General features: G+C 35.5%; 16 protein-coding genes and 1 other RNA gene. 3 read left to right on the top strand and 14 right to left on the bottom strand.

Annotation, left to right across the window (positions count from 1 at the left end):
* Window positions 1-77: 77 nt before the first annotated feature.
* Window positions 78-134, bottom strand: a complete 57-nt coding sequence (locus MHH85_RS22230) for a GMP synthase (glutamine-hydrolyzing) (RefSeq protein ID WP_083493760.1) — start codon at window positions 132-134, stop codon at window positions 78-80.
* Between the two features lie 595 nt (window positions 135-729).
* Complete coding sequence (locus MHH85_RS01570) at window positions 730-1,284, bottom strand: recombinase family protein (protein ID WP_340705752.1); 555 nt, start codon at window positions 1,282-1,284, stop codon at window positions 730-732.
* A gap of 186 nt (window positions 1,285-1,470) precedes the next feature.
* Here MHH85_RS01570 and MHH85_RS01565 point away from each other — a divergent pair, with 186 nt between their 5' ends.
* Window positions 1,471-2,631, top strand: a complete 1,161-nt coding sequence (locus tag MHH85_RS01565; RefSeq protein WP_340705751.1) for a hypothetical protein — start codon at window positions 1,471-1,473, stop codon at window positions 2,629-2,631.
* A gap of 80 nt (window positions 2,632-2,711) precedes the next feature.
* On the opposite strand, the gene MHH85_RS01560 is transcribed toward MHH85_RS01565, so the two are convergent.
* The 3 genes from MHH85_RS01560 to MHH85_RS01550 form a co-directional block, all read right to left on the bottom strand.
* Complete coding sequence (locus MHH85_RS01560; protein ID WP_340705750.1) at window positions 2,712-3,749, bottom strand: integrase; 1,038 nt, start codon at window positions 3,747-3,749, stop codon at window positions 2,712-2,714.
* A gap of 811 nt (window positions 3,750-4,560) precedes the next feature.
* On the bottom strand, window positions 4,561-5,958 hold the full coding sequence (locus tag MHH85_RS01555; RefSeq protein WP_340705749.1) for a virulence-associated E family protein: 1,398 nt from the start codon (window positions 5,956-5,958) through the stop codon (window positions 4,561-4,563).
* Between the two features lie 24 nt (window positions 5,959-5,982).
* Window positions 5,983-6,252 carry a DNA-binding protein gene (locus MHH85_RS01550; protein ID WP_340705748.1) on the bottom strand — a complete coding sequence of 90 codons (270 nt, stop codon included), beginning with the start codon at window positions 6,250-6,252 and terminating at the stop codon, window positions 5,983-5,985.
* 185 nt (window positions 6,253-6,437) lie between these two features.
* On the opposite strand from MHH85_RS01550, the gene MHH85_RS01545 reads away from it, so the two are divergent.
* Together MHH85_RS01545 and MHH85_RS01540 are read left to right on the top strand one after the other, a co-directional pair.
* On the top strand, window positions 6,438-7,043 hold the full coding sequence (locus MHH85_RS01545) for a helix-turn-helix domain-containing protein (protein ID WP_340705747.1): 606 nt from the start codon (window positions 6,438-6,440) through the stop codon (window positions 7,041-7,043).
* A 60-nt stretch (window positions 7,044-7,103) separates the two neighbouring features.
* Window positions 7,104-8,252 carry a tyrosine-type recombinase/integrase gene (locus MHH85_RS01540; protein ID WP_340705746.1) on the top strand — a complete coding sequence of 383 codons (1,149 nt, stop codon included), beginning with the start codon at window positions 7,104-7,106 and terminating at the stop codon, window positions 8,250-8,252.
* 114 nt (window positions 8,253-8,366) lie between these two features.
* Here MHH85_RS01540 and ssrA read toward each other — a convergent pair.
* From ssrA to MHH85_RS01495, 9 genes are all read right to left on the bottom strand, one after another.
* Window positions 8,367-8,726: a transfer-messenger RNA gene (gene ssrA, locus MHH85_RS01535) on the bottom strand.
* A gap of 178 nt (window positions 8,727-8,904) precedes the next feature.
* Window positions 8,905-9,372, bottom strand: coding sequence for an SsrA-binding protein SmpB (smpB, locus tag MHH85_RS01530; RefSeq protein WP_038188785.1), 468 nt, complete (start codon window positions 9,370-9,372; stop codon window positions 8,905-8,907).
* Between the two features lie 33 nt (window positions 9,373-9,405).
* Window positions 9,406-11,817, bottom strand: coding sequence for a ribonuclease R (gene rnr / locus MHH85_RS01525; protein ID WP_340705745.1), 2,412 nt, complete (start codon window positions 11,815-11,817; stop codon window positions 9,406-9,408).
* Window positions 11,818-11,860: 43 nt separating this feature from the next.
* Entirely contained in the window at window positions 11,861-12,607 is a 747-nt protein-coding gene (locus MHH85_RS01520) for an alpha/beta hydrolase (RefSeq protein WP_340705744.1), read from the bottom strand.
* 118 nt (window positions 12,608-12,725) lie between these two features.
* Window positions 12,726-12,953 (bottom strand): preprotein translocase subunit SecG, encoded by a 228-nt coding sequence (secG, locus tag MHH85_RS01515; protein ID WP_053418687.1) that lies wholly within the window; start codon window positions 12,951-12,953, stop codon window positions 12,726-12,728.
* 244 nt (window positions 12,954-13,197) lie between these two features.
* On the bottom strand, window positions 13,198-14,493 hold the full coding sequence (gene eno, locus MHH85_RS01510; RefSeq protein WP_053418688.1) for a phosphopyruvate hydratase: 1,296 nt from the start codon (window positions 14,491-14,493) through the stop codon (window positions 13,198-13,200).
* Between the two features lie 20 nt (window positions 14,494-14,513).
* On the bottom strand, window positions 14,514-16,040 hold the full coding sequence (gpmI, locus tag MHH85_RS01505; RefSeq protein ID WP_340705743.1) for a 2,3-bisphosphoglycerate-independent phosphoglycerate mutase: 1,527 nt from the start codon (window positions 16,038-16,040) through the stop codon (window positions 14,514-14,516).
* Window positions 16,033-16,794: a triose-phosphate isomerase gene (tpiA, locus tag MHH85_RS01500; protein WP_053418690.1), complete on the bottom strand. Its 762-nt coding sequence runs from the start codon at window positions 16,792-16,794 to the stop codon at window positions 16,033-16,035. Before tpiA ends, gpmI begins: the two co-directional genes overlap by 8 nt.
* A gap of 14 nt (window positions 16,795-16,808) precedes the next feature.
* On the bottom strand, window positions 16,809-17,993 hold the full coding sequence (locus MHH85_RS01495) for a phosphoglycerate kinase (RefSeq protein ID WP_340705742.1): 1,185 nt from the start codon (window positions 17,991-17,993) through the stop codon (window positions 16,809-16,811).
* Window positions 17,994-18,184: the final 191 nt, after the last annotated feature.

Genomic DNA, 18,184 nt, shown 5'->3' with positions numbered 1-18,184 from the left:
TTGGTCTCAGAAAGTCATATAAGTTTTACCTAAACGGGATAAAATCAACGTTTTTCAGTGTACAGAGTGTCACTTGATTATTCCCACTCAATAGTAGCTGGTGGCTTAGAAGTAATATCATACAGTACACTCACCAACTAGTGATACACATGAGTTTTGCGCTTTTTATCAAAACAGAAAAATCCGTTCAAATCATGTAATTCTTGTCCTCAATTGTAGCTGGTAAACCCCAGTTTACAAGGTTATTATTTTGAATAATGGCTATGTCGTTTCAATGTCAAAATCAATTAGTGAAGAATGGATATCTGATGACGAGTTTTTTGTCACCGAATCTGAAATTTAGGAGAATAATAAACTCTATCATCAATTGAAAAAAAGAACTTCGAATAAGAAAAACATAGGGAGATTTTAGGCTTCCTACGTTTTCATTCATATTATTTATCTGTTTGTTTTTGCTTTTTTTTTCAAATACTCCGCACGTATTTTTTCAAGTTGCTGCTTTTTATCAAATTTGGCAGGCTTGTGTTTTTCATGCTACTTTGCCACAGCCACCTGACCTTAGGTACCCAATTGATATTTCCCCACTTTGTTTAAAGAGAATCTATTCAACAAATATAATATACCTTATTTTGCTGAAGTAAACCTTTTTACTTTAGGCAACTTCTCTTCGAGAATGAAAGTATTTTTTTATGGAACCCTCATTAGAAGTTGCGAAGAACTAAATTACCTTTAAAGTAATTTAGTTCTTTTAGCCCTAAGAAGAGTACTTTCAGAAATTCCTGTCATTTCAGTTACTTCTTTATAAGAATGTATTTCTAATTGTTGTAGAGCCAATTCAATTTGTTTTCTTGAAAATTTCTTTGGGCGTCCTTCTCTAAACCCTGGTCGCTGTTTAGCTAATTGTTTCCCTTCTTGTGTACGTTCTACAATCATATCCCTTTCAAATTCTGCAAAAGCACTAAAAATAGAAAAAATCAACCTACCTGTAGGTGTGTTTTCTATAATACCCATATTTAAAATATGTACTTTAATACCTCTATTAAATAAATCATGAATGACATCTAATGCATTTCTCGTATTCCTTGCAAAACGGTCTACCTTAGTAACCACTAAACTATCCCCTTCATTCAATTCAACTATAAGCTGATCGAAATTCGGACGACTGTTCTTTGTTCCTGAAATTTTTTCAGTAACGATTTTATCGCATCCCTCTTTTTCAAGCATATTAATTTGTGTTTCTAAATCCTGATGAACTGTACTCACACGAGCATAGCCATACTTCATTCTTTCATCCCCCTAAAGGTAATTTCATGACACAATTATGATGGTAAGTTTTGACCATCTACTAATCCTTATTTTATCAGCAAGCATAAAAACCGTCAAAACCTTTAAGTTTTGACGGTAAGAATGTAGATTAGTCAGAATAGCTTCTAAATATTTTGGTAATACCTCTAAAAGAGGTGATGAAATTTGTTGCTAACAACTCATGTAATGGTGAAGTGGGTTCAAAATAAGACTAAATCACATTATGTAAAAAAAGGATACAAATTTACTTCCTGGGGCGATAAATTCCAAGTACCAGTAGAAGATCTCCCAAAGTCGTCAAATGTACCTGTTACGGTATTATGTGATTATTGTAATAAAAAAATATCTAAACAATTTGGTAATTATAAAAGGTCGAGAGATGAAAACCCCGTAAAAAAAGATACGTGTAGTAAATGTCATCCCCAAAAGACTAAGGAAGGAAACAAATTATTATACGGTGTAGAACATTACACACAAAAACCTGAAGAAGCAGAAAAAATCGGGGCTAGAAAAAGACATAGTTACGAATTTATAAAAAACGAATTTAATAAGCGAGGATTAATACTTTTATCAGAGTCATATAAAAATAGTGAACAACTACTTAGTTATTCTTGTAATAATCATACAGATAATGGAATTATGGAAGGGTCTTGGTCAAATATAAAAAATCAGATTGGCTGTCGCTCTTGTGGTCATGAAGAAAGTGGGAAGAAGCAGAGATTAGATTATAGAAAAATACAACAGCTGTTTAATTCCAAGGGCTTTATTCTTTTAACAATCGAAGAAGAATATTTAAATACAAAGACCAAAGTAAAATATTATTGTGAACAACATCCCGAAGATATACTGGAAGGTACTCCCGATAGTATTCGTTACGTACAAGGTTGTAAAAATTGTTTTATAGATAGAAACCGTGGTGAAAACTCATATAAATGGAGAGGAGGAATAACTACATTAAAGTTTTTCTTGCGTGATCAAACAAAAGAATGGAAAAGAGATAGTTTGAAAGTTTGGAATTATAGATGTGTTATTACAGGCAAACCTGCAGAAGTAATCCATCATCCACATAATTTTAGCTTTTTAATGGACCTTACTTTCGATAGATTGCAATTAGATATTCGCCCAAATTTAGGGGATTATACTGAGGAAGAGCAGGTTTTACTAGCAAGCATGATTAGAAAAATTCATTATGAATACGGTTATGGTATTGCCCTTACTAAAGAGATGCATATTTTATTCCATAAAAAATTCGGTTGGGAAAATAATACTTCTGATCAGTTCAAAAAGTTCAAACAAGAGATAACTGGAAATTCAGATATCCCCTGAATCTTGTTTAACAAAGCCATTTTAATATCATTACTAAAGAATTAGTGAATATAGCAACTAAGTGAATGGAAAATAATTTTTTATTCAGTAAGATACACCTCTGCCAAATCAGTACGATTACTACCATGTCCTAAATAGCCATGAATAGTATCCATAATTTTATTTGTTAGATCATACAATTCTCTTTGTTCAGCAGAAACCAAATGATCTTTACGATAGCCTGCAGCCCTATTTTCTATCATTTGTGTCATCATACGTCTACCTTCTAGCTCAATACCATACTTTTTAAATTCTAAATTAAGCATGTAGCGTGCATAGGTATGTCTTAAGCCATGCGATCCTTCAATGAGCCCAGCACGATAATAGGCGGATTTTAGAGAATTATAATGAATAGGAACCAAATATTCATAGTCAGATTTTCCACTTAGAAGTTTCTTTATTCTTTCTTCATAATCGGGACGACATTGTGTTTTGCGAGCGCGGCCACCTTTAGTAACACCTTTAGCCGGGTTAACAGCAAGTGAATCATCTGAAGCAGCCCAGAAAATTTCATTTCCTTGCTGAATAATAAAGGCTTTAGTTGTTGAAGAGGCCTCTTTTAATCGTAAACCAAAGGCCATTTGAAGATTCATACCAATTTTTGCATTATTAGAAAGCCTTTCATATACTTCACTAGCTCTTTCATCTGTAATAGAACGATTAACAGGATTTTCTCTATTAGAAGTATCAATTATCCGTTGTTTAGGAATCCATACTCTAATTCCGTAGCCTTTAGCAATAGAAATATGTTTCATCCCTTTATTCAACAATCTTAAATTGGTTTCAATGTTAATCAAATGTCCATATGAAACTTCCTTTTGCTGCATATAATCTATATATTCCAGATAATGAACTTTTTTTAATCTAAATAAATCCTTAACTTCTTGCTCTAATAACCATTTGCCAAAGTTCTGGCTAACACTTAGAACTTCTTTTAATTGCTTATATGAGTGGATTTGAGAACCACCATTCTTCCTGGCGGTTCTCTTCGATACACCCACTTTATTTATTGAATTAATACATTGCTCAATTTGATATTTGAGTCGATTCCCACCTCGACTCTTAACTTGATGACCCACACGATCACACCTTCCATTAGTCCAGAGAGAAAAAATTACAAACGCAGTTAAATACTATTACTATCTCTGATGTGTATAAGGTGACGCATTTTTCACTCTGTAAGTTTAGTCACCTTATACACATCAGGTAACCTGCGTTTGTAATTTAAGCCTATCAGCCAGCAGTTATATGCTTCTATTCGCTTTATATGCGACACGTGTATACGCCTCCTACAGTGATGAAATGTCATCAGTCTTTATTTAATTGAACAAAATTTTAAGCAATATCCACTCCTTTCTTTTCATATTTGATTATCTTATTGACATCATCCTTTCAATTTTATTTTTTTAATTGTTTATACTAACCCCCTACCTGTTTATTAATGTTTAGATACATGTTTCTTCAATTTCCACCACCCTTAATTCCAATTAATTTTGCTATTAAGGTTTACTGCCCTTAAAAAAGGGCAGAAAAAAAGCCTTAATAGCTGATCGTAGTTAATAAAGGGTATAATAGTCCCTTTACAATTAGGATCAGCCCAAAGGCTGTAAGTGGTAAAATCATCGCAAAACCAAAAGTGGTCTGCTAATAAACGAAAATAAAATTTTTATAAACTGATTGTATCAAATTACATGTAAAGTTCATAGTTCAAATTACAAAAGGTTAGATTTATTCATTTTTAATAACCTTTTAATTAAAACCACGAATAAATGAGTCTCATGAGTCTCAATAAAATAGAAAATGAGATTCATGAGACTCTAAAAAATCTATTTCTATTTAAAAGCAAGTTATTATGTTAATCTGTAGAATTATATTAGTCATAAGCTAATCTTACTTACGAAAGTAAACTTTTTGCTGACCATAATATTTAAATCGTGCGCGCTTTTGATTGCCTGTCTTCCACCCCAGTGCAGTTAACGTAGCGCCGATTTTTTTTGATTCAAAGTTATTAATTTGATTTTCCTTTTTTCCTAAACACTCCACCCATATTTCTATCGCTGAAACTTTCTCCTTAATCCCTACACCTTGTTCAACTTCAGTTTTCTCAGTATCAATATTACTTAAATACCTTTTAAAATAAAGAAAACGTTCATCAGGTATGATATCTGACCAATTATTAGGTAATGGAATATTTAAATATTCCTCAATTAGCCCTTTTGTTGGATCTACTGAAAAGTGCTTTTCTTGTTCCTTTCGGGCAACGGCTTCTAGTTCTTCTGACAAAGCTAATATTTCGCCATCTAAATAATATGAATAAGCCTCTGCCCATAATTGCCTTATATAGTTAAAATCTAATTTGCTAAAATTTAATTTTATTTTGCTTTTATCTAAATCTATTGGCCAAAATCGTCTATTACCCGTTGTATCTGTTAAAAAGTCATATGTATTGGTTGTACCAATAAATACACACTTGCGAGGAAACATCTCTGCATACTTTGTATAGGCTGGTCGATATTCATCTAAAGTTTTAGATATAAATGCTTTTGTTTGTTCAATATCGTTTTTTCTCAAAGCAGATAATTCAGGGATTTCAATAATCCATGCATTTTGTAAAATTTCTGCAGCTTCCTTTGATTTAAAATCAGGTGGACCTGCTGAATACCAATTAAGCGCAATTGCTTCGACAAAACTTGATTTTCGAATGCCCTGTTCACCCACTAGTACGATCATGTAATCATATTTATGCCCTGGTTGATAGATGCGAGTAACAGCAGCAGTAAAAAATATTTTAGAAACAGTTCTCACATAGCTACTGTCCTCCGCACCTAAAAAATCAATAATTACCCCTTCAACACGTTTAATGCCATCCCATTTTGTAGATGTAATTAAATCCTTTATTGGATGTATAATATTTTTCATCGTCACTTCAATATAAGCATTCTTAACTAAGCTATCACCTTTTATGTTGTACTTCTTGTTTAAGTAATGCTGTAATCTTGCATCGTCTGTACTATTCCAGTGATCATAAGTCTTATATGGAGGTATTTTCCGCCATGGTAAATCTTTAAGCACAATACTTTTTAATCTAAAAGCATCAAAAGCTAGTGCACCTTCTAACTCTCCGTTAGTTAATATTAATTCTACATTCTGTGAATTACTTATTATTGTTTTATTTCTCTTTGAACGTATGAATTGTGATTGCCAATCTAAGTCTAATTCATCTTGTAATTTTTTTACAAATTTATTTTCTTCATCTGTTAATTCAGATTTATCATATTTATTATTCATATTCTACTCTTGCCCCCGCAATAGTTAATAACTATTTTTATGTAAAAAATTATCAATCTCTTTTTTGGACACTCTTTTAATACCATCAATTTCACATATTACTAATCCCATTGCTCGAAATTTCATGAAGCTGTTGTAGCTAACTCCAGCATATGTAGCACCTTCTTTAAGAGACATCCATTCTCTAGTTAATGGTTGCTTTTTCTCCTCAACCAGTGCTTTTCTTGTAGCAGTAATAACCAACTCCTTTAATTTGCTTTCTAATTCATCAAAAATATCTAGCTCTAGTTTCATTTTTACACCACCTATAAATTTTGTATCAAATAAGGAATTATGCTATTCTATATCATGAAACTAAAATTATATTTCATGACACTATTTGACACTTTTATGTTAAATGAAACACCGTGACACTGTCAATGAATTTCTTGACACTATTTGATACGAAAATACAAATTTAATATGAGGAGGAGTTTTATATGGGTCCAACACTAGGTAAAAGGATAAAGGAGATTCGTTTAAGTTTAGGCTTAAATATGGAAGAATTCGGTGAATTAGTAGATAGAGCAAATAAAAGTCTTGTCTCAAAATGGGAAAATGATAAAAGTATACCTGGAGTTGAGAGACTCCACATCATTGCCAATTTAGGTAATACTTCGTATAAGAATTTAATTGAAAGCTCAAATACAAACTATTTAATAGAACAAACTCAAAATCTAAGCTTAAAATTAGAATTATCATTACAAGTTTTAGAAAAACTGAAAAAGGATTTGGAAATACTTAAACAGACTTCATCAAATCAGGATAAATCATCTATAGAATTTGCCAATATATCTGTAGAAATATCTAAAGTTCATGATAATATCTATAACGAAATTTTAAATATTAAAGAAATTAGATATACTCTTGCTGAGATAAATGAAATTATCAAACAAATAGAAATTCATGATGATTTATACTTAAATAAGACTTTTGAGTTAGAAAATATTTTTTCTTTAGAAAATATAAGCGTTAATAATAAAATCTTATCTCTTGAAGAAAAAGAACGCACCCTACAAATTTTAAAGCTTATTTTTTTCAAATAAAAATTAATAACTCCTTTTATAATACTTGCCCCCGCAAGCGACTAAATAGGAGGAATATTTATGGCAACAATTCAAAGTTACACCAAAAATAATAAAAAATTTTATAAGTTTCAAATTTATATTGGTACAGATCCATTGACTGGAAAAAGATTAAAGACAACCAGAAGCGGCTTTTGTACAAAAAAACAAGCCCAACTCGCCCTGTCTCGCTTGCAACTAGAAATAGAACGTGGTGACTTCGGTAAAAAAAGAACCGACACATACCAAGATGTGTACGATTTATGGATAGAACAGTATAAAAACACCGTTCAAGAAAGTACTTTTGTAAAAACAACGGGTATTTTCAAAACTCATATTTTGCCAGCTATGAGTGACTATAAAGTTGATAAAATCAATGTTCAAGTTTGTCAAAAACACGTAAATGAATGGTTCAATAAACTAAAAAAGTTCCGTATGGTCAAGGCATACGCTTCAAAAATTTTAGACTATGCAATTACTTTAGGAGTTATTACAAGTAATCCGATGAAACTCGTTACAATGCCTGTTAATATTGAACAACCTCTAGAAGAAGACGCTGAGGTAAATTTCTATACAAGAGAAGAATTAAAGGTATTCTTAGAGTGTTTTGAAAAGGAGAGTAATTTCAAAGCTTATACGCTATTCAGATTATTAGCGTATAGTGGAATGCGTAAAGGAGAAGCACTTGCACTGACCTGGAATAATATTAATTTCAAAGATAACGAAATTCGCATCAATACAGCCCTATCACGTGGTGAAAATAATCGTCTTTATATCAAAACAACGAAAAGAAAAAGTTCCATTCGAACTATCAAAATGGATAAAAAGACAATGGATATATTAAACGATTGGAAAAAAAAACAAAAACAAGATTATTTAGTTTTAGGCTATAACACCTTAAAACCTAAACAACTTGTATTTAACAATGAACGCAATGAATTCTTGCAACCAACAAAAACAAGAAAGTGGATATTACAAGTTCAAAAGAAATATAACCTTAAACAAATAAGTACCCACAAATTGCGACATACGCACTGTAGCCTATTATTTGAAGCAGGTGCAAGTTTAAAGGAAGTTCAAGATCGATTAGGTCATTCGGACGTTAAAACAACAATGGATATCTACACACACGTAACAAAAAAGGCTAAAGATGAAGCAATTCAAAAGTTTGTAAAATATATGGACTTTTAAATGCCATACTAAATGCCATTTGCTGATTTTAAATGCCACTCTACGATATTGGCAAAAAGAAAAAGCCTTGATATACAAGGCTTTTAATACTCTTTGAAATCCTTTGATTTCACTCTATGGAGACGGCGGGAGTCGAACCCGCGTCCAGAAACTCCAATACTCAAGCTTCTACGCGTGTATCTTGCCTATTTAGGATTCACGCTTCAATAGCCAGCAAGCAGGCATCATGAGCGCTAACTTGGGAAGCTCTTGTTACTAGCTCAAGTGGCACTAGTAACCGTATCCCACTATAAGTGAGCCTGAACTATGCTACATGGGCGATAGAATAGACAGGCAGTTTCATCAGCTTACGCTGCGAAAGCTAAGTTGTTTTGTTGTTTGCCAGTTATTATATAACTTCCGTTGTTGACGAAGCCGAGACCTCCGACGCGCAACTCAAGCTCAGACCATCCCTGTCGAATCCGTAACGTCCCCTTAATATAGGCTCTACAAGGTATTTCTACTACTTGTAGTTAGATGCCTTAGGGGTCCTTATGACAATAAATGTCTTAAGGACGTTCGGAAATACTTTTAGAAAAAGTATTTATACTGGCTTGTTTACTTTATAAATTATAAGGCAAAATTGGTGAAACTTCAAGTTTGAGCATCTCAATTAGATTTGATTTTTTGCCTTGAATGTACGTTCCATATCACGTTTTGCTTCTTTTTTACGTAGGTCATCACGTTTATCGTAGTTTTTCTTACCTTTACCGACACCGATTAATAATTTCGCATAACCGTCTTTTATGTACATTTTCAGCGGTACGATAGTATAACCGTCACGTTTAACTCTACCAATCAGCTCAGCAATTTGTCTTTTATGAAGCAATAATTTACGTGAACGTAATGGATCATGATTAAAACGATTTCCTTGTTCATATGGACTAACGTGCATGTTTGAAATCCAAGCTTCATTACCACTGACGCGGACATACGAGTCTCTCAATTGCACTCTACCGTTACGAATTGACTTAATCTCAGTTCCTTGTAATACCATTCCTGCTTCGATTGTTTCCTCTATAAAGAAATCATGTCCTGCCTTTTTATTTTGTGCCAGAACTTTTCCTGACCCTTTAGCCATTATCATTCACCTCATTAAATAGAGGAGAAGCGACTAGCGCTTCTCTTTATTTTTCTTTTTACCATTGCTGCCTTTTTTCTTTTTAGCAATACCTTCGTAGAACTTTTTCTTTTGGCTACCACTTTTACCGGAAGCTTTACGTTCTTCCTTGCGTGTTTTACCATTCACTTTTGCACCACTTGGTTTTCGAGTTCCGCTTCCGCTTGCACTTTCGCTTCTGCCTTTTCCTCTGCCACCTCTAGTGCCCTCTTTTTTCTTCGCATGAATGACACGTGGTGCTTCTTTGCGAGTACGGCCAAATTCGCGTTTCATACCGACGATTTCAAAATCAACAGCTGATTCTTCAACGTTGACAGCCTTAACTTTAATTTCTACACCATCACCAATACGGAAAATGCGACCGGTACGTTCGCCAATCATCACCATTTGACGGTCGTCAAAACGGTAGTAATCATCTGTCATATTACTAATATGAACAAGACCTTCAATTGTGTTTTCTAATTCGATGAACATACCAAAGTTTGTAATCGAACTAATGATACCTTCAAATTCATCACCAATTTTATCAGCCATGAATTGTGCTTTTTTCAGTGCATCTGTATCACGCTCTGCATCGACTGCACGACGTTCGCGCTCAGATGTATGCTGTGCAATTTCATCCATTATAGCATTCCAATGTGCAATTGTAGCAGATGAAACGTCCCCGTTAATTAAGTACGTACGGATTAATCTGTGAACAATTAAGTCCGGGTAACGACGGATTGGAGATGTAAAGTGTGTGTAAAACTCTGTAGATAAACCAAAGTGACCTAAACATTCCGCACTATATTTTGCTTGTTGCATAGAACGAAGCATCATAGTCGAAATAACAGGTTCTTCAGGTAATCCATCAACTGATTCTAAAATCTCTTGTAATGCACGTGGGTGGACTGTGTTACCAGTACCTTTTATAACTAACCCAAAGTTTGTTACAAATTCAAAGAAGCGTTGAAGTTTTTCTGGCTTAGGATCTTCGTGAATACGATAAATGAAAGGTACATCCATCCATTTAAAATGTTCTGCAACTGTCTCATTTGCAGCTAGCATAAACTCTTCGATCAGACGCTCTGCAACTGTACGTTCACGTAATACAACATCTGTAGGCCAACCATTTTCATCTACAAGTACTTGAGATTCTTTAAAGTCAAAGTCCACAGCACCGCGGTCCATACGCTTATTGCGTAGAATTTGCGCTAATTCGCCCATATCCTTAAACATAGGAACAAGATCTGCATAACGTTCTTTTAATTCTTCGTCATCTTCTTCTAAGATCTTATAAACGTCTGTATACGTCATACGCTCAGTCGTATTAATGACACTTTGGAAAATCTCGTGTCCTATTACTTCACCGCTACCATTAATCGTCATCTCACAAGATAATGTGAGTCGGTCAACTTGTGGATTTAACGAACAAATACCGTTTGATAGTCGATGAGGAATCATCGGAATAACGCGGTCTGTTAAATACACACTAGTAGCACGATCATACGCTTCTTCATCAAGATCTGAACCTTCTGTTACGTAGTAGCTTACGTCAGCGATATGAACGCCTAGCTTATACGTACCATCATCATTTTTTGTCACAGTAACAGCATCATCTAAATCTTTTGCAGTTTCACCGTCAATTGTGACAATCATTTGATCACGTAAATCGATACGACCTTCTAAATCTGCTTGAGTTACTTCATCAGGAATAGCTGATGCAGCATCTATCACTTCTTTTGGGAAGTCGATAGCGATACCATGTTTATGGATAATCGATAAGATATCGACACCTGGGTCATTTTTATGACCTAAAATTTGCGTTACAATTCCTGTTGCTGAGCGATTATCATCAGGCCATCCAGTAATTTCAATGACTACTTTATGACCATCCATCGCGCCAAGTGTGTCCCCTTTTGCGATAAAGAAATCGATTGATAATTTCTTATCATCTGGCACTACAAAGCCAAAACCACGATTTGCTTGAAAGACGCCGACAACCTTCGTTGTTCCTCTTTCTAGGATCTGAATGATTTTACCTTCTCGTCGATCTCCAGAAGTTGTTTTAGATACACGGATTAATACTGTATCACCATTTAATGCACCATTTATAGCATCTGGCGGTATGAACACATCATCCATTCCTGCTTCTTCTGGTGCAACAAAGCCAAAACCTTTTGCATGACCGATGAAGCGACCTTTTAACAAATTCATACGATCTGGTGTACCATAACGATTCGTATTAGAGCGCACTACCTGCCCTTGCTGTTCCATTCTCACTAGTGTTTTTACTAGTTCTTTAAATTCATCCGCATCTTTAAAACCAAATTGTTGTTCGAATTCGGCAACAGTGAGCGGTTTATATTGCTCTTCTTTCATGAAAGTTAATAATCGTTCTTGCAATGTTAATTCTTGATTGTTCATCTTTCTTCCCTCCTTCTAATAGCGTTTGCGAAGAATGCCATTTCTACTCTCGCCAATCGAGTTTTTCTAAAAAAGCATATATATCTTCATGTAATTGTTTTTTCTCTTTGTCAAGAGTAATAACGTGCCCGGACTCTTTATACCATTTTATGTCTTTATCATTGGACTCCACCTGATCATAAATGATTTGTGCTGAATTTATGTCAATCACGTCATCTAATAATCCTTGGGCAACGAATATTGGAGCATAGATTAGATCAATCTGATCTCGAACTTGATAAACAAGTTCTCGTAATTCTGAAAGTGAAGGCATCCCTTGTTCCTTCAGCTCAGATATCTCTTGCTCGATTTCATCTGGTTTTTTTCCAATAAATTTTTTAAAGTCACGTGCATATTTCAACACACCTTCGAACATTAAATCCGTAGTGCGCATTGACATTGGTGCACACATTGTCGCAATCCCCTTAATAGGTAGTGTATACCCTAAACGCAGTGAAAATACACCACCTAAAGATAAACCGGCAACTGCAATTTCTTCATAACCAGCTTCTTTTAAAGTATTATATCCTTGTAGAACGTCTTCCCACCAATCTGATGGTTTTGTATGGATTAATTCCTCTGGTGGTACACCGTGGCCTTTATAATGAGGAGCAAGCGTAGTATAGCCTTTTTTCTCTAAAAACCTCCCAAGCATTCGTACATCAGAAGAATTCCCAGTGAAGCCATGCAACAGTAAAACTGCGCGTGGACCTGCTTTAAAAAAGAAAGGCTGTGACATTAAAACTTCCATGAAGCAAACCTCCATTAATAATACAATTCATGTATGTAAGTGTTCTATTATTAATTATATGCTTTTATAAAAGAAAACGCCTAACCATATGGTGGTCAGGCGGTTCAAATATCGCTCATTAAAATTTCGCAATAGCTAAAGCTAGTACAAAAAATAAAATTGATAATACTACCGTAATGCGGTGCAAAATAAGGTCCATGCCTCGAGCTTTTTGCTTACCAAAAAGTTGCTCAGCTCCACCAGAGATGGCTCCCGAAAGACCTGCACTTTTACTTGATTGTAATAATACTAAGACAACTAATGCAAGAGAAACAATGATTAATAGTGTCATAATCACAGTATGCATATGTTCCACCTCCTGATTCGAAACATCACAACAGTCTTATCTTACCAAAAACTGTACGTAATGACAACGTTGTTCTAATTCAATCATGCTATGTAGCCTGTAAATAGACTAGCGCTTAAGTTATATTCTAACATTTCCATACAATTTTGACGACTACCTAATGAAAAAATAGAGCTATTTCTACTGTCCTTATTGAGACAGTGAAATAGCTCTCTGTTATTTAGAGCTTAAGTAAATTTCTAACTTATTTTTTTAAGTTGTAGAAAGATTTTAAGCCATTATATCTTGATGTTGAGTCTAGTTGATCTTCGATGCGAAGTAATTGGTTATATTTCGCAACACGGTCAGTACGTGAAGGTGCACCTGTTTTGATTTGGCCAGCATTTACAGCTACTGCTATGTCAGCAATAGTTGAATCTTCAGATTCACCTGAACGGTGAGAGATAACAGCTGTGTAGCCTGCTTGTTTAGCCATTTCAATAGCATCTAAAGTTTCTGTTAAAGTACCGATTTGGTTAACTTTAATTAGGATTGAGTTACCAACGCCTTCTTCGATACCACGTGATAATTTTTTCGTATTTGTAACGAATAAGTCATCACCAACAAGTTGTACTTTCTCGCCAATACGTTCTGTTAATAATTTATGACCAGCCCAGTCATTTTCATCTAAGCCGTCTTCAATAGAGATGATTGGATATTTATTAGTCATTTCTTCGTACCATGCTACCATCTCTTCAGAAGTTTTAACAACGCCTTCACCAACTAAGTGGTATTTACCGTCTTCTTTACTGAATAGTTCAGAAGATGCAACGTCCATTGCTAAGAATACTTCTTCGCCTGGTTTGTAACCAGCACGTTCGATTGCTGTCATAATTGTAGCAAGTGCTTCCTCGTTAGAAGAAAGGTTTGGCGCGAAGCCACCTTCATCACCTACTGCAGTATTATGTCCAGACTCTTTTAATACAGCTTTTAAGTTGTGGAAGATTTCAGTACCCATACGTAATGCGTGGCGGAAAGATTCAGCGCCTACAGGCATTACCATAAATTCTTGAATATCTACGTTGTTATCAGCGTGTTCGCCACCATTTAAGATGTTCATCATCGGTACTGGTAATTGTTTTGCATTTACTCCCCCGATATATTGATAAAGAGGAACTCCTAAATAGTCTGCTGCTGCATGTGCAACTGCTAAAGATACACCAAGAATAGCATTTGCTCCAAGTTTTCCTTTGTTTTCAGTACCATCTAATTCGATCATGCTGTTATCAATTGATACTTGATCAAGTACAGCATAGTTACCGATTAATTCAGGTGCAATGACGTTATTTACATTATCAACTGCTTTTAAAACACCTTTTCCAAGGTAGCGACCTTTATCGCCATCGCGCAATTCTACTGCTTCATATTCCCCTGTAGATGCACCAGATGGTACGATTGCACGACCAAATGCACCGCTTTCTGTGAATACTTCTACTTCTACTGTTGGGTTACCGCGTGAATCTAATACTTCACGAGCTTGTACGTCTGTAATAATTGGCATTGTTTTAACTCTCCTCAGTTTTAAAATAATGGTTTTCCTGTCATTTCAAGTGGTTGTTCCACTCCAAGTAATTTTAACATGGTTGGAGCCAAATCGGCTAAAATTCCACCATCTCGTAAAACGATATTTTCTTTTGTGACGATTACTGGAACAGGGTTCGTTGTATGAGCTGTCATCGGTTGACCTTCCAAAGTAGTAACTTCGTCAGAATTCCCATGATCAGCAGTTACAATTGCTGCTCCACCTTTTGCAATGATAGCATCAACAATTTTACCTAAACACTCATCAACAACTTCAATTGCCTTAATCGTTGGTTCTAGCATACCGCTATGTCCAACCATATCAGGATTAGCAAAGTTAAGAATAATGCCATCAAATGCATCAGATTCAATTGCTGCTAATAATGCATCAGTTACTTCATAAGCACTCATTTCAGGTTTTAAATCGTATGTCGCTACTTTAGGTGAGTTTATCAAAATACGCTCTTCACCAGCGAATTTCTCTTCACGTCCTCCACTCATAAAGAATGTGACATGAGGATATTTCTCAGTTTCAGCAATACGCAATTGAGTTAAACCTTCATTTGCTATTACTTCGCCAATAGTATTGACCAAGTTATCATTTTCAAACGCAACCTTCGCATTTACTTCATCACTATAATGCTTGAACGTTACATATACGAGGTCTTTAGGATGTCTTTCACTTAATACAAACCCATTAAATGCAGGATTCGTAAATGCTTTTGAAAGTTCAATTGCTCGGTCAGGACGGAAGTTGAAGAAAATGACAGAATCATTTGAATCAATTGTTGCAACAGGTTTGCCGTTTTCTTTCACGACAAAAGGTACAACAAATTCATCTGTAATATCTTTTGCATAAGAATTTTGCACACCAGATTTTGCAGAATTTGCTTCTTCACCTTTAGCGCCGACAAGCGCTTGATACACTTTTTCTATACGATCCCAACGATTGTCACGATCCATTGCATAGTAACGACCACTAATTGATGCGAATTTCCCTACACCGATTTCAGCTATTTGACGTTCAGTTTCTTCAATATAAGAAACTGCTGATGTTGGTGCTACGTCGCGACCATCTAAGAAACCATGAATATAAACTTCATCTAAACCATGTTTCTTAGCTAGCTTTAGCAGTGCGAATAAGTGCTCATAATGACTATGTACACCACCATCAGAAAGTAAGCCCATTAAATGTAGTTTCGTATTATTCTCTTTTGCATGTTTTACTGCTTGCACTAATGCATCATTTTCAAAGAAGTCACCATCTTTAATAGACTTGTGAATTCTCGTTAAACTTTGATACACAATACGTCCAGCACCAATATTCAAATGGCCAACCTCTGAGTTACCCATTTGTCCATCTGGCAACCCTACTGCTTCACCTGAAGCAAGTAGAGTCGAGTGTGGATACGTATTCCATAAACGATCAAATGTTGGTTTTTTCGCTTGTGCTACAGCATTTCCAAACACTTCACTACGTAAACCTAAACCGTCTAAAATAATAAGTGCTACAGGTTTTTTAGGCATTTGCGCCCGCCTCCAAAAGTCTCAAATAAGAATCTGATTGTAGGCTTGCTCCACCTACAAGAGCCCCGTCAATGTGCTCCATTGATAGCAATTCAACAATATTTTCAGGTTTCACACTTCCACCATATTGAATGCGAATTGCTGCAGCAGCATCTGGACCAGCAATTTCTTGAACAGTGGCACGAACCGCTCCACAAACTTCATTTGCATCTTCAGCAGTTGCCGTTTTACCTGTACCGATTGCCCAAATTGGCTCGTATGCAATAACAGTTTGTTTTACTTGCTCTGTTGATAAACCTTCAAGAGCTGCACGTACTTGACCAGCTACTTTTGCAACTGTGTTTCCAGCTTCACGCTCTTCTAGTGTTTCACCAACACATACAATTGGAGTTAAGTTATATTCAAATGCTGCCTGAGTTTTTTTGTTAACTGCTGCATCCGTTTCGTTATAATACTCACGGCGCTCAGAGTGGCCTAAAACCACATAAGAAACAGCAATGTCTGATAGTTGAGAAGGACTTACTTCACCTGTAAAGGCACCTTCTTTTTCAAAGTGCATTGTTTGAGCACCAATCGCTAAATTAGAGCCTTTAGCTTGTTCGACAAGTGTTGGCAAGAATAAAGCTGGAGCGCAAATAACTGAGTCCACTTTTTCTTTGTTTGGAATTGATGATTTTACTGCCTCTACAAATTCTACAGCATCGCTTAAGTGTTTAAACATTTTCCAGTTACCTGCAATAATTGGTTTACGCATGTGAATACCCTCCATTATTTATCGTTTAATGCGACAACGCCTGGTAAAGCTTTGCCTTCCATAAATTCTAGTGATGCACCGCCACCTGTTGAGATGTGGTCCATCTTATCTGCTACATGGAATTTTTCCACTGCTGCGGCTGAATCTCCACCACCAATAATAGTGTAGGCATCAGTTTCAGCCATAGCTTGAGCCACACCTTTTGTTCCGTTCGCAAAAGCATCCATTTCAAAGACACCCATCGGTCCATTCCAAATAACTAACTTAGAGTTTTTAATGACATCTGCATAATTTGCAGTTGTTTTAGGACCAATATCAAGCCCCATCCAATCAGAAGGGATTTGATCGATATCAACAACTTTTGTGTTTGCGTCTTTAGAGAAGGTATCTGCAACAACTACATCGACAGGCATATGCAATTTCACACCTTTAGCTTGCGCTTTTTCGATGAAAGATTTCGCTAACTCAATTTTATCTTCTTCTAATAAAGATTGTCCGATATCAAAACCTTGTGCTTTAGAGAATGTGTATGATAGACCGCCACCAATAATTAAGTTATCTACTTTCTCTAAAAGGTTTTCGATTACACCAATCTTATCTTTAACTTTAGCTCCACCAATAATAGCAGTGAATGGACGTTCTGGAGTAGATAAAGCTTTACCTAATACATCAAGCTCTTTCTCCATTAATAAGCCGGAAACAGCTGGGATGTATTCAGCGATGCCCGCAGTCGTTGCATGTGCACGGTGAGCTGCTCCAAATGCATCATTCACAAAAACATCTGCTAATTTAGCAAAGCTTGCTGCAAGGTCAGCATCATTCTTTTCTTCTCCAGCATGGAATCGAACGTTTTCAAGTAATACAACGTCACCATTTTCCATTTCTGCTACTGCTTTTTCTACTGTTTCACCAATTGATTCGTCTAATTTTGTAACAGGTTTTCCTAGCAATTCAGCTAGATGTTTACCAACTGCAGTTAAACGTAACTCTTCTTTCACTTCACCTTTTGGACGTCCAAGATGACTAGCTAAAATTACTTTAGCACCTTTTTCAACTAGGTTAGAAATTGTAGGAAGTGCTGCTCTAATACGAGTGTCGTCGGTGATTTTACCATCTTCCATAGGTACATTAAAATCTACGCGCACAAATACACGTTTTCCGTTTACTTCTACATCATTCATCGTCTTCTTCTGATACATGAAGAGAGCCTCCTCCAATTGTTAAAATTGCTTTTCCAACTATGTGAAACAAGCATCTTATTTATAATTTTTTGATAATACAACAGGCAATTCGACAATACGTTCGAAAAATTCATTCCAATAGTACTAGTAGGCAAACGCTTACTCTTTTAGGAACAAAAGAAGGAGAAGAGTAACCCCTTCTCCTTTTA

Origin of the sequence: Viridibacillus sp. FSL E2-0187 (genome assembly GCF_038006425.1) — a bacterium.
Lineage (GTDB): Bacteria > Bacillota > Bacilli > Bacillales_A > Planococcaceae > Viridibacillus > Viridibacillus arvi.
Note: the sequence above shows the minus strand (reverse complement) of the source record. Positions and strands in the feature narration are given on the sequence as shown.

Coding starts and splice junctions, on each gene's coding strand:
- MHH85_RS01570 (WP_340705752.1), bottom strand. CDS start 1,284: ATGAAGTATGGCTATGCTCGTGTGAGTACAGTTCATCAGGATTTAGAA.
- MHH85_RS01555 (WP_340705749.1), bottom strand. CDS start 5,958: ATGAATAATAAATATGATAAATCTGAATTAACAGATGAAGAAAATAAA.
- MHH85_RS01550 (WP_340705748.1), bottom strand. CDS start 6,252: ATGAAACTAGAGCTAGATATTTTTGATGAATTAGAAAGCAAATTAAAG.
- MHH85_RS01545 (WP_340705747.1), top strand. CDS start 6,438: ATGGGTCCAACACTAGGTAAAAGGATAAAGGAGATTCGTTTAAGTTTA.
- MHH85_RS01540 (WP_340705746.1), top strand. CDS start 7,104: ATGGCAACAATTCAAAGTTACACCAAAAATAATAAAAAATTTTATAAG.
- smpB (WP_038188785.1), bottom strand. CDS start 9,372: ATGGCTAAAGGGTCAGGAAAAGTTCTGGCACAAAATAAAAAGGCAGGA.
- rnr (WP_340705745.1), bottom strand. CDS start 11,817: ATGAACAATCAAGAATTAACATTGCAAGAACGATTATTAACTTTCATG.
- MHH85_RS01520 (WP_340705744.1), bottom strand. CDS start 12,607: ATGGAAGTTTTAATGTCACAGCCTTTCTTTTTTAAAGCAGGTCCACGC.
- secG (WP_053418687.1), bottom strand. CDS start 12,953: ATGCATACTGTGATTATGACACTATTAATCATTGTTTCTCTTGCATTA.
- eno (WP_053418688.1), bottom strand. CDS start 14,493: ATGCCAATTATTACAGACGTACAAGCTCGTGAAGTATTAGATTCACGC.
- gpmI (WP_340705743.1), bottom strand. CDS start 16,040: ATGCCTAAAAAACCTGTAGCACTTATTATTTTAGACGGTTTAGGTTTA.
- tpiA (WP_053418690.1), bottom strand. CDS start 16,794: ATGCGTAAACCAATTATTGCAGGTAACTGGAAAATGTTTAAACACTTA.
- MHH85_RS01495 (WP_340705742.1), bottom strand. CDS start 17,993: ATGTATCAGAAGAAGACGATGAATGATGTAGAAGTAAACGGAAAACGT.